Annotated in this window: 11 protein-coding genes; 4 read left to right on the forward strand and 7 right to left on the reverse strand. The window is 57.2% G+C overall.

Translation table 11 applies throughout. The features are described 5' to 3' along the window. The first annotated feature begins 5 nt into the window (after positions 1-5). The gene (locus B3K78_RS07255; protein WP_286694906.1) at positions 6-1,286 is read left to right on the forward strand and encodes a M18 family aminopeptidase; all 1,281 of its coding nucleotides are present in this window, start codon (positions 6-8) and stop codon (positions 1,284-1,286) included. A 34-nt stretch (positions 1,287-1,320) separates the two neighbouring features. Here B3K78_RS07255 and B3K78_RS07260 read toward each other — a convergent pair whose 3' ends face one another. Continuing rightward, on the reverse strand, positions 1,321-2,112 hold the full coding sequence (locus B3K78_RS07260; RefSeq protein ID WP_204995719.1) for an enoyl-CoA hydratase/isomerase family protein: 792 nt from the start codon (positions 2,110-2,112) through the stop codon (positions 1,321-1,323). A 128-nt stretch (positions 2,113-2,240) separates the two neighbouring features. Between B3K78_RS07260 and B3K78_RS07265 the strand changes: the two genes are divergently transcribed. Both B3K78_RS07265 and B3K78_RS07270 read left to right on the forward strand, forming a co-directional pair. Further along, positions 2,241-3,344, forward strand: coding sequence for a tRNA-queuosine alpha-mannosyltransferase domain-containing protein (locus tag B3K78_RS07265; RefSeq protein ID WP_286694907.1), 1,104 nt, complete (start codon positions 2,241-2,243; stop codon positions 3,342-3,344). A gap of 73 nt (positions 3,345-3,417) precedes the next feature. Further along, positions 3,418-4,425: a tryptophan--tRNA ligase gene (locus tag B3K78_RS07270; RefSeq protein ID WP_286694908.1), complete on the forward strand. Its 1,008-nt coding sequence runs from the start codon at positions 3,418-3,420 to the stop codon at positions 4,423-4,425. Here B3K78_RS07270 and B3K78_RS07275 read toward each other — a convergent pair. Genes B3K78_RS07275 through B3K78_RS07285 form a run of 3 tightly spaced genes read right to left on the reverse strand, consistent with a single transcriptional unit; the run spans position 4,411 to position 6,917 of the window. Then, positions 4,411-5,331: an EamA family transporter gene (locus tag B3K78_RS07275; RefSeq protein WP_286694909.1), complete on the reverse strand. Its 921-nt coding sequence runs from the start codon at positions 5,329-5,331 to the stop codon at positions 4,411-4,413. The two genes, B3K78_RS07270 and B3K78_RS07275, sit on opposite strands and share 15 nt — an antisense overlap. A gap of 1 nt (position 5,332) precedes the next feature. Further along, entirely contained in the window at positions 5,333-5,929 is a 597-nt protein-coding gene (locus B3K78_RS07280; RefSeq protein WP_286694910.1) for a nitroreductase family protein, read from the reverse strand. 1 nt (position 5,930) lies between these two features. Beyond that, the gene (locus B3K78_RS07285; protein ID WP_286694911.1) at positions 5,931-6,917 is read right to left on the reverse strand and encodes a cyclase family protein; all 987 of its coding nucleotides are present in this window, start codon (positions 6,915-6,917) and stop codon (positions 5,931-5,933) included. 111 nt (positions 6,918-7,028) lie between these two features. Between B3K78_RS07285 and B3K78_RS07290 the strand changes: the two genes are divergently transcribed. Further along, positions 7,029-7,949 carry a LysR family transcriptional regulator gene (locus B3K78_RS07290; RefSeq protein ID WP_286694912.1) on the forward strand — a complete coding sequence of 307 codons (921 nt, stop codon included), beginning with the start codon at positions 7,029-7,031 and terminating at the stop codon, positions 7,947-7,949. Here B3K78_RS07290 and B3K78_RS07295 read toward each other — a convergent pair. The 3 genes from B3K78_RS07295 to B3K78_RS07305 all read right to left on the reverse strand — a co-directional run bounded on the left by B3K78_RS07295 (position 7,946) and on the right by B3K78_RS07305 (position 11,081). Then, the gene (locus tag B3K78_RS07295) at positions 7,946-8,215 is read right to left on the reverse strand and encodes a hypothetical protein (protein ID WP_286694913.1); all 270 of its coding nucleotides are present in this window, start codon (positions 8,213-8,215) and stop codon (positions 7,946-7,948) included. The genes B3K78_RS07290 and B3K78_RS07295 overlap by 4 nt on opposite strands. 173 nt (positions 8,216-8,388) lie before the next feature. Next, entirely contained in the window at positions 8,389-10,446 is a 2,058-nt protein-coding gene (locus B3K78_RS07300; RefSeq protein WP_286694914.1) for a TonB-dependent receptor, read from the reverse strand. 47 nt (positions 10,447-10,493) lie between these two features. Further along, positions 10,494-11,081, reverse strand: a complete 588-nt coding sequence (locus B3K78_RS07305) for a PaaI family thioesterase (RefSeq protein WP_204995710.1) — start codon at positions 11,079-11,081, stop codon at positions 10,494-10,496. Positions 11,082-11,370: the final 289 nt, after the last annotated feature.

Below are 11,370 nucleotides of genomic sequence, written 5' to 3' on the forward strand. Positions count from 1 at the left end.
TGAATATGGATAAACAAACGTTTAACCAGCAGTTGATGGCATTTTTAGATGCCAGCCCGACGCCGTTTCACGCGGCGAGCAATATGGCTGCAGCGCTGGATGCTGCGGGTTTTATCGCGCTGGATGAGCGTGATGATTGGTCGCTTGAAGCGGGCAAGGGCTACTATACCCTGCGCAACGGCGCTTCAATTGTGGCGTTTCGAGTGGGTCTGGGTGATGTTGCCCAGCAGGGCTGGAAGATGGTCGGTGCCCACACTGACAGCCCCTGCTTGAAGGTGAAGCCCAACCCGGTACTGCACAAGAAGGGGTATTTTCAGCTCGGTGTGGATGTGTACGGCGGCGCGCTGCTCAACCCCTGGTTTGATCGCGACCTAGGCCTAGCAGGCCGCATTAGCTACCGCAGCCAGGATGGCGAGTTACGTAATCGCCTGATTAACACCGAGCGAGCGATTGGTTGTATTCCCAGCTTGGCGATTCATTTGGACCGAGAGGCCAACAGTAACCGTAGTATTAATGCCCAGACCGATCTGCCGGTATTGATCAGTCAGCCTGAGAAAGCCCCCGACTTCAACGCTCTGCTCAAACAGTTGCTGATTGAGCAGGGCGGTAGTGATGTCGACACGGTTTTAGACTACGAACTGAGCTTTTACGACGTGCAGGGCGCTGCCCTAATCGGGCTTGAGCAAGAGTTTATTGCCAGTGCGCGTTTGGACAATCTGCTGTCTTGTTTTATCGGCTTGCAAGCCTTGCTGTCGGCACCCTCCGATCAACACAGTGTGCTTGTCAGCAACGACCATGAAGAAGTTGGCAGTATGTCGAGCAGTGGTGCTCAGGGGCCCATGTTGGAGTCGGTGTTGCGCCGTATTGCCGGAGATGAAAGCCGCTGGCAGCGGGCCATTGCTCATTCTTTAATGATCTCGGCAGACAATGCGCACGGTGTTCACCCCAATTTCAGTGACCGCCACGACGCGAATCATGGGCCGCTGCTGAACCGCGGCGCCGTAATAAAAATTAACGTCAATCAGCGCTACGCCACCAACAGTGAAACCAGCGCGGCCTTCCGACATCTATGCCAGCAGTGTCAGCAGCCGGTGCAGAGTTTTGTGGTGCGCAGCGACATGGCTTGTGGGAGCACGATCGGGCCGATTACATCCTCTGCACTGGGTGTGGCAACGCTGGATATCGGTGTGCCGACCTTTGCTATGCACTCAATACGTGAGCTTGCCGGCGCCGATGATGCGGTTGGATTAAGTCAGGTACTGGCAGCGTTCTACGCGCGGCAATAGTGCTGCGCGCAGAACGCCCCATGGCGCAAATGTGTTACTCGCCCTTGAAGCTTGGCTTGCGGCGCTCTACAAATGCGGCCAAGCCCTCTTGACCATCCGCGCTGCCCACACAGTGTGAAATTCCGCGGCTCTCCTGTTCGAGCTGGCATTCCAGTCCGTTTTCGTAGCTGCTCAGCAGCAGTGCGCGTGCGCGCGCATAGGCTTCGGTAGGGCCCGCTGCGAGTTGCGCGGCAATCTTGTCAGTTTCCGTAGCGAGGTCCTCGTCGGCAACCACCTTGGTGAGCAGTCCCCAGTCCAGTGCCTCGGCAGCACTGAGAACGCGGTTGGTGTAAATCAATTCCTGCGCGCGGCGCAGGCCGACCAAGCGCGGCAGCCAAGTGGTCGAGCCGCCATCTGGGCTGACCGCGATGCCGGTGTAGGCCATAGTGAACTTCGCCTTTTCGGAAGCCAGCACAATATCGCCAGACATCGCCAAGCTAAAACCGGCGCCGGCGGCAGTGCCATTTACCGCGATAATCAGCGGCGCGCGCATACGGGCAAAACGCGAGTTGGCGGCGTGCAGGTTGGCGGTAATTTCTTTAATCAGTTGCGGTGCCTCATCGCCCGCTTGATGAAAGCTTTGTACATCGCCGCCGGCACAAAACATTTTGCCATCAGCAGTGAGCACGACCGCGCGCACATCGGAATTGCTGTCACATAAAATGGCCGCTTGCGCCAGCTCCTGAGCCATTTGTAGATTTAGGCTGTGTGCCGCGTCGGGGCGGTTTAGCGAAATGCGAGCGATGCCGTTTTCAAGTTCGAAGCGCAGGGTGTCAAATTGGCTCATGTCAGTGCTTGCCTATTGTTGTGAATGAACGTGGCGCGGGGCCAGATAGTGGGGAAAGAAGGGTAGTGCAGCACTGTAGTCGGGTCAACGAGTATACTTTCGACGATTTTGTAATGTGAGGGGAAACTGTGCGGATCTTGCTATTGTCGGCCTACCACGCGAATAGCCACAAAGCCTGGGCTGACGGCCTGGTGACGGCGATGCCAGCACATCAGTGGACGGTGCTGACGCTGCCGCCACGCCATTTTAGTTGGCGATTACGCGGTAATAGCCTGAGTTGGGCAATGCTGCAAAGTGAACTGCTAAATGCTGACTACGATCTGCTGGTCGCCACATCGATGACCGATTTATCTGCTCTGCGAGGCTTATGCCCGTCGCTTTGCCGCTTACCGACGCTGGTGTATTTCCACGAGAACCAGTTCGCCTACCCTGTGAGCGCGCAGCAGCGACAGGGCGTTGAACCTCAGATGCTAAATTTGTACACCGCCCTGGCGGCAGACAAGGTGCTGTTCAATAGCGACTATAACCGCCAAACGTTTATCGAGGGCGCCGATAGGCTGTTGGCTAAGTTGCCGGACTTCAGCCCGCGCAGTGAGGTGATGACCCGGCTTAGCGACAGCGAGGTGCTGCCAGTGGGTATTGCGCCGCCAGCACCAGCCGCGCCGCGCTTGCCGAGCGAGCGCTTGTCGGTGTTGTGGAATCACCGCTGGGAATACGATAAAGGCCCGGAGCAATTGCTCTTGGTATTGCAGGCTTGCGAGCGCGCCGCCTTGCCTATCGATATACACATTATTGGCCAACAGTTTCGCAAACGCCCCAAGGCTTTCAGTGACATTGAACGCTTGCTTACCCGCAGCCAGTCCCTGGCCTGCGAGCATTTTGGCTACGTGGAAAGCCGTGATCAGTACGAAAAACTTCTGGCCGCCAGTGATGTGGTGCTGTCGACGGCGCTGCACGATTTTCAGGGTTTGGCGGTGATGGAGGCTGTCGCGGCGGGTTGCCGACCATTGTTGCCAGCGCGCTTGTGTTACCCGCAGTGGTTTGATGCGCCGTATTTATACGACAGCGCCCTGGATGCGCCCGCTGCCGAAGCGGAGTCGGCCGGTCAGGCACTGGCTGCATTGCTGGCCGAGAAGCACAGTGGGGCGCTACAGACGCCCGATATTTCCGACTTATATTGGCCGTATATCGCCGCGGAGTATCAGCGTCATTTCGATGCGCTTTGCCGCTAAGCGGCGGTGACAGCGCATCTAGCAGTCAGTATCATAGGCGGCTTTTCGTTTTCCGTGAATACAGGACAGCATCATGGCCAAGCCCCGGGTTCTCACCGGTATTACCACCACTGGCACGCCGCATTTGGGCAACTATGTTGGGGCAATTCGCCCTGCAATTGCAGAGAGTCAGTCCACCGAGCAAGACAGTTTTTTCTTTCTGGCCGACTATCACGCGTTGATCAAATGCCAGGATCCGGCGGCGGTACATCAGTCTGCCCGTGAGATTGCGGCTACGTGGCTGGCGTTGGGCCTGGATACGGATCGCACTACCTTCTATCGCCAGTCTGATGTGCCGGAAATCACGGAGTTAATGTGGGTGCTCAACTGTGTGGCGAGCAAGGGGTTGATGAACCGCGCCCACGCCTATAAGGCGGCGGTGCAGGACAATCAGGAAAAAGGCGAGGACGCCGATTTCGGTGTCACCATGGGGCTGTTCTGTTACCCGGTGTTAATGGCGGCAGATATCCTGATGTTTAACGCGCAGCGTGTGCCGGTGGGGCGTGATCAAACCCAGCACTTGGAAATGGCGCGCGATATCGCTCAGCGTTTTAACCATATTTACGGTGAAACATTTGCCCTGCCAGAGGCCGTTGTCGATGAAGACGTGGCGGTGCTCAGTGGCTTGGATGGCAGAAAAATGAGTAAGAGCTACGGCAATACCATTCCGCTGTTTTTGCCTGAGAAAAAACTCAAAAAACACATCAATAAAATCAAAACCAATCTGCTGGAGCCGGGTGAGCCCAAAGACCCAGATGACTCAACGGTTTTTCAAATTTGGCAGGCCTTTGCCAATGCCGAGCAAACGGCGTACATGCGCCGCGAGTTTGAAAACGGTATTGCCTGGGGCGAGGCCAAAAAGCAGTTATTTGAATTGATCAACGATCAAATTTCTGCGGCGCGCGAGCGTTACGATGCCATGCTCAACGACGGCAGTTACCTCGATGCTGAGCTGGCCAAAGGCGCAGAGAAAGCCCGCGCCGAGGCGGCAATGATGCTCGATAAAGTGCGCGGTGCGGTGGGTTTGTCACGCTTCGGCTAATGATGCGTGGCGTTTAGCCGCTGCGCTGCTGATGACAATGCCCAGCGCGATTGCAGCGGCACCTGCCCACGCCCCTGGCGGGTATTGCTCGCCAAGTAACGAGGCGGATATCAGCATGCTGACTGAGGCCGCCACGTAGCCCAGCTGGCTGAGCAGTACGGGGCCGCCGCGTTGCTGCAATCGGAATATCAGCGGCGCAGTTGCTGCAGCAATCAGTAACTGCGCGCTGCTTAGTGCCGGTGCCAAACCAAACTGAAAAAGGCTTTGTGGTCCACTGGTAGTGATAAGTAGAAGCAAGTAGCTGAGGCTGGCAAAACCGTGGCTCCACAGAGCGAGCTCGTCTGCCGCGGCGCCGGGTGGCCAGTCCCAGCTGCGGTAGATATTTCCCGCGGCAAGAAGCATCGGAATACACAATGCCAGCAGCATATATCCCAGCTCGGGCGCATCGACGGCGCTGCCGCGCGAGATGCTGACCACCGCGGCGCCCAACAAACCTAACACCACGCCCAATACGCCGAGACCGCTAGTGGTTTGCTGGCGCAATAGCGCGGCAAAAACGAGTGTGAACAGCGGTGACAGGGCAAACATCAATCCTGTATAGCCCGCCCCACTGTGCGGCACACTGATTACCAGCAATAGGTTCGGTGCAGCAAAACTGAGTGGCCCGGCGATAAGGCAGTAGCGCAGGTGCTGGCCGCGTGGGCGCTGTAAACGGCCCTGTAACCAGAGCGCAGGAAGCAGGGCTATGACGGCGCCAAGGGACGTGAGCATGGCCCAAAAAAGCGGGCTCAAGCCGTTAGCCGATGCCATCTTTGCCATCGGAAAGCTGAGGCCAATCAAGGATCCGGACATCAGGAGTAGCCGCGAGGCGTCCAATTTTTGCGGCGACTGTTGGGCCCCTTCCATTTCAGGACACCTCCGTAGCGCGGCGTCCGGCGTAGGCGATTGCTGACAGGGGTAAGCGCGGGCGCCGTGTCTCCTGGTTGCGCAGCGTCGCGGGTAAGTCGTTAGCTTGACCTAAATAGCCTACTGCTACCGCGACCTGCAGCTGCCAGTGATTGGGGAGCAACTGTGCAGAAACGGCCCGCTCGCGGTGGATACCTGCCATGGCATGCGTTTGCAGGCCAAGGTGCTCCGCTTGCAGTGCCAGCTGCATCCATGCCGCGCCACAGTCAAATTGGTGGTAGGGCAGAGCGCGAGTTTTCCCGCCACTTTGATGCTCAGGTGTTGATGCGATCAGGATCAGTGCGGAGGCCTGTTGCGCCCAGCTGCGATTGAATTCGTCGAGCACCGAAACAAAGCTTTGCCAGTATTCGTCGTTGCGCAGGCTGTAGACGAACCGCCAGGGCTGGCTGTTATAGGCCGACGGGGCCATGGCAGCCGCTGAAATCATCGACAGTATTTGCTTATGGTCCACGCCGCGGTCTGAAAACGCGCGCGGAGACCAGCGCCGTTCAATGGCGGGCAGCATATCCGCTGGGGTGTTGAGAGAGGGGGTGGACATATCAGTGCTCCTTGCTCTGGGGCAGTAGAGGGATCGCGATGGGGCGAAGAGGGGCCGCATCGGCGCCGCGCAGTCGCAGCCCGGCCGCGATGAATGCGAACTCGTACACCCGGTCCTTTGCCAACTCCTCAAGGTAGGCGAGTTCGATAATGGGAACCCCGCGTTGTGCAAGCAGGTAGGTGTGCACGGGGACATAGTCGCTGTCGAGCTCAGAGGGAAAGGCTTCCAGACTGAGGTTATCGGCGCCGACCACCATTACGCCGGCGTCTTCGGCGAGATACTTGGCCGCTTCCAGGCCGAGTCCGGGCGGAGAGTCCATGTAGGCCGCGGCGCGCTCGTAACGTTGCATGCGGCCGGTTCTTAGTAGCACAACGTCGCCTGGCTGCAGTTGCAGGCGTTGGCGAGCAAGGCTAGCGAGGATGTCGCCTTTCGTAATGCGGTAGCCGTCTGGCAGCACAGCCTGTTGGTGCAGAGCGGCGATATCCAGCATTACGCCGCGGGCGATGATGGGTGGGAATTTTTCAACGCCGCCACGTTGCCAGCCGCGATCGCCAAGGTATTTCGCCGCGGGGAAACCGTTCCATATTTTGCCATTGAGGCCAAAGTGACTCAGTGCGTCGATATGTGTGCCGGTGTGGCTGTACATGGAAATAGCCGAGCCGCTGTAGCTGACGTGGCGGTTTTTCTGCTTTCCTTGCTCAAGCGGGTCGTCAATGACGGTGCCGCCTGGGGTGTGGGTCATCCACAGTCGGTAGTGCGGGTCGCCGGCGGCCTGCCAGCTGGGCATGCCGATGTAATAGTCCACCGATAGGTCGTAGATGCGCTGGCTGGTCAGGCGCATAAAAATAGCGGCGCGCTGCTCGGCATTCATGGTGTTGAGCTGGCCTATTTCATCTGTTGCGCCCCATGGGCTTATGCCCACATCTCGTTCTGCGTGGGCGTGGCTTAGCAACCCGGCGAACAGCAGCAGTAGGGTGAGGCGTTTCATGCTTTGGTCTCCTGACGTAAAAACAGGTGGCCAGCCTAGCGCGCTCAATTGTTTTTATAATCCGCCTTATTGGAATAATATTGTTTCCAAATTAAATATAATTGGTGGCCTATGCTGGATGACATCCATGTTTTTGCTCAGGTGGTCGATGCTGGCAGTTTTACCGAAGCGGCAACACGGCTGAATATATCCAAGTCGCTGGTCAGCAAGCAGGTGAGTCGCCTAGAAGCGCGCTTGCAGCTTCGTTTACTCAATCGCAGTACGCGCAGTTTGAGCCTAACGGACGCCGGGCGCCGCTTTTATTCACGGTGCCGAGGTGGTTTGCAGGAGATTGATGCCGCCATAGAAGACCTCGCGCTTATGCGCGACGAGCCGGCGGGTTTGCTGCGCATAAACCTGCCAATGTCATTTGGGGTGATGCATGTTTCGCCCTTGCTGCCGGCGTTACAGCAGCGCTTTCCTGAGCTCGATCTGGAGGTCAATTTAGATGATCGAAAGGTCGAACTCATTGAACCGGCCTTTGATGTGTCTATCCGTATTAGCGATCTTGCAGACTCCAGCATGGTGGCACGGCGCTTGGGGCCCTGTCGGCACCTGTTGGTGGCTTCTCCAGAGTATGTAAAAGCGAACCCGCTGAGTGACGTGGCTGGATTAGCAGAGCATCGAATTCTAAGTTATCGCCATCAACAGTCGTCAACCGAGTGGCACTTTACCCACCCTGAGCACGGTCACCAGAGTGTGCGTTTGCGCCCGGTAGCAGAGCTGAATAACAGCCTTGCTATCAAACAGATGGCGGTGCAGGGGGGAGGCATTGCGCGAATGCCGAGCTTTGCCGTTGCCCAGGATATTTGCGAAGGCCGTTTGCAAGCAGTATTGGCGGGCTATCAATGCCCGGAGCTGTCAATCTTTGCCGTGTATCCGGTGCGGCGCTACCTGCCTCCGAAGGTACGTGTTTTTATCGATTTTATGTTGGAGCACATTGGTGAAAACCCGGCCTGGGACAGCGCCTTGACGCTCTCAAATCAACACTAAAAACGTGCAGACAGCGAGATGCCCAGGGGGCCGAGGGTGAGTGTTGTGCCATTGCGATGGCGCAGCGAGAGCTCGAAGCGCTCCGAGTCGGACCGAAGCTGCAACTTTGGCAGCCGCTGCGCGGGCACAATCGCTGAGCGTACGGTCTCCGGGGTCACGATAACCTGATCGAGCGACTGGCCGGCAAAATCGCGTTCAGTCTGAGCGCTGGCTGCGCTACTGAGCAGTAGTATTAACAGGGCTGTAAATATGGCGGTGTATGTCATCGCTGCTCTCCGAATTCGCGGTGTCGCTGGTTACTGACTATTGCGAAATTGCCGAACAGAGAAAATACGGGAAGCGCGGGAAGGTGACCTGGGTCTCGCTGTGTTTGGGTAAGCCGCAGCGTAGCTATGGAGTTATACCTAGGCAGGGTAAGACCCTGCCCAGGCTATTGGGGCTAGAAATTGACGCCAAGCTCAACAAAGACGCTGCGGGGCTCGCCGATAAAGTAACGGTAGTTGCCAAACGCATAGTCGGCGCGCTCTGCGTAGTCGACATCCTCAATGTTATTTACCCGTACCACGCTGTAGACGTGCTCACCGTAGTGCTGCACCCAGCGAGCATGAAGCAGTGTATGCCCGGGGTAGCGGAAGCGGTTGTCGGCTTCGAGGAAGTACTCACTCTGGTGCACGGCTTCAAGGCTGAGCACCGTGCTTGGGGTGGCCTGCCAGATGAGTTGTGTGCTGGCGAGCTGACGTGGGGCAGTGTCGAGTTCGTTGCCGGCTTTGGTCAGTGCATCGTTGTCGTACTGGTGCTTGCCGTAGCTGCCTTGCAGGCGCCAAAGCAGCTGCTCGGTGAGCGCCCAGTTCACTTCAAGTTCCAGGCCTCGGCTTTCTGTGCGCCCGCCGTTTATATTCTGGCGGTTGCTGTCTTGAATAATGACGTCGTCTTTTTGCAGCCAGTACACCGCACTTCGATAGCTGAAATTCTGCCACTCGCCGCGCAGTCCGATCTCTGCACTATTCAGCAGCTCCTCCTCCAGTTTGGATGTGAGCTGCTGATTTTGCAGGCGATAGAGTTCACTGGCCTGAGGCGCCCGAAAGCCGTGGGCGAGGTTGGCGGTAAAGCTGTGATGGGCGTTTAACTGGTGGACCACTCCGCCGTGGAAAGACCAATTTCTAAAACGTTCGCTTTGGTCGTCTGGCCGCGCGTAGCGACAGGCACCGTTGCCCGTTGCACAGGGGGTGCCATCGTCGGCGGTGTTGCCGCTAATCATGCGGTTGTCGTAGTCGTAAAACTGAATATCGTAACGCCCGCCGAAGTTCAGGCGAGTTGTATCGCTGACCTCATAGTCACCGCCAACAAACCAAGCGAAATAGCGGGCATCGACTTCGTAGTCGTAGTGTTTTCCCTGGGGGAAAGGGCCAAAGCCGGCGCTGTCCTGCTGCTGCTCCAGGTAGGCTTGGCTCAGTTCCATGTCAAAGCCGTTGTGCAGGGTAAGTTTGTCGCTGCTTTGCTGGTAGAACGCCGTTTGCACACCGACGCTGCGCTCGCCATTTTCTTCAAGCGGGGTGCCGGGAAGAAAATGCTGTAGAAAGCTCATATCGGTGTAGCGCAGATACGGCGTGACTACAAAGTGGCTGTCCTGGGTGCCATCGCGTTCAAAACGGCTGTAAAAGTGCACATTTTTGCTATTGCGGTATGCGTCGGGGTTGGGGTTTTCACGCTTGCGGCTGTCGTCTTTGTAGGCGTCTTTGCCGAGCACGTATCCCGCGGTTTCTTGTTGCAAGTTTGCCGCGGATAGCAGCGACTGCACCGACCAGACTGCGCCGCTGTAGTTGTGGCGTAGCGACAGCTTTTGCTGGTCATAGCCAGAATCATCTTTGTAACCGCCATCGCTGCTGCCGTGTGCGCTAATGCGATAGCCGTGCTTGCCCACGGTGTTGCTATGGCTAAACTTGAGACGGCCGTAGTCATTGGGACCGCCTTCCGCGGCGATCTGCGTTTCTGGTGTATCGCTGGGCGCCCGGCTGACAACGTTGATAACGCCATTGAGGGCGTTGCTGCCGTGCACGGCAGTACCGGGGCCGCGAATCACCTCAATGCGGGCCGCTTGTTCGCTGTTTACATCAAAAAGTTGGTTGACGTTGCAGAAGCCAGGGCCGCGCAGCGGGATACCGTCTTCAGCGAAGTAGAACGCGCCACAACTTCCCGCGCCTGTGAGCACCCCGGAGCGAATCGCGGTGAGGTGTTCCTGACCGTTGCCGCGGCTTATCCACACCCCCGGCGCACGGCTCAGTAGCTCGCTAATGTGGGTATGACCGATTCGGTCGAGGCTGTCTTGGTCTATCACGCTGATAGCGACGCTTAAATCCTGCGGGTCGCGCTCGGTTCGGCTAGCCGTAACGGACACTTGCTCCATCGTTGTGCTGGTGCTTGGTGCCTGATCCGCCCAGAGTAGAGGGCTCATGCCTGCCAGCAGCAGGCTTAGTGGGCGCAGTCTTACAAGATTCATTCGGTTCGATCCCGTTAGTGTCAGGGTGGCTAGTAGCAGGGTGAATATTACACGATTCGGATAAACAAGCCTTCAGATGAGGCAAGTACGTCGTCGCCATCACGGCACTCACCGTGGGCGATAATTTTGCGCTCACCGATATCTTCCAGCCACGTGTCGAAGCGCAGCGTTTTGTATAGCGGGACAGGGCGCCGGTAATTGACCTTCAGCGATGCGGTATAGCCCGGGGTGCCATTGCGCAGGCAGGCAAAGGCCAGCAATTGGTCGAAAACCAGGCTCGTCACGCCGCCGTGCACGCTATTTGGCGGGCCCTCGTGACGTTTGCCAAAGCAGATATCACTGACTACGCGGTCATTCTCTACCACAACTTCCATATCGGGAGAGTACGCATTGTAGCGGCCGGTGGCGGGGCCGTAGGGCAGGGCCTCGCGCAGCTCATCACCAAACTCCATATTGAAATAGGGCATGATCTTCTCGCCCTGGTGAGCACTGAGCTGATCGTTCAGCGCTTCCACCTGGCTGGCAAGTTCAGCGAGCCGCTCCGCATCGGCGTTAACGTCAATGCTGAGTTCTAGACTTTCCTGTAGCGCCCGACTTAGGCGAAGCAATTGCGATGAGGCAGTATTGGCCGACATGTGTCCGTCGTTCCTTATTGTAATGACTAAATAAAACAAGAGCCGCAGTGTAATAGCCACCGTTATGCTTGCAAAGTCCTTGCGAGGCGTATCTAGTGAGCGGTTGTTTTTATCGGTTGCTATATCGGGGCTTGTTAGTAGGTGGAGGCGTACTTAATGGTGCGACCAAGGGGAAGCGATGGCTCGCTGCATCATGTCGCGTCGATGAGAGCCGTTTTTTTAACAAACGCGCAATAACGCCGCTAGGGTAAACTGCTGATGGTAGTTCGTTGGGCGCAGACAATAAGGC

The sequence above is a fragment of the Spongiibacter sp. UBA1325 genome (genome assembly GCF_002306875.1).
In the GTDB taxonomy this organism is placed as follows: Bacteria; Pseudomonadota; Gammaproteobacteria; order Pseudomonadales; family Spongiibacteraceae; genus Spongiibacter; species Spongiibacter marinus.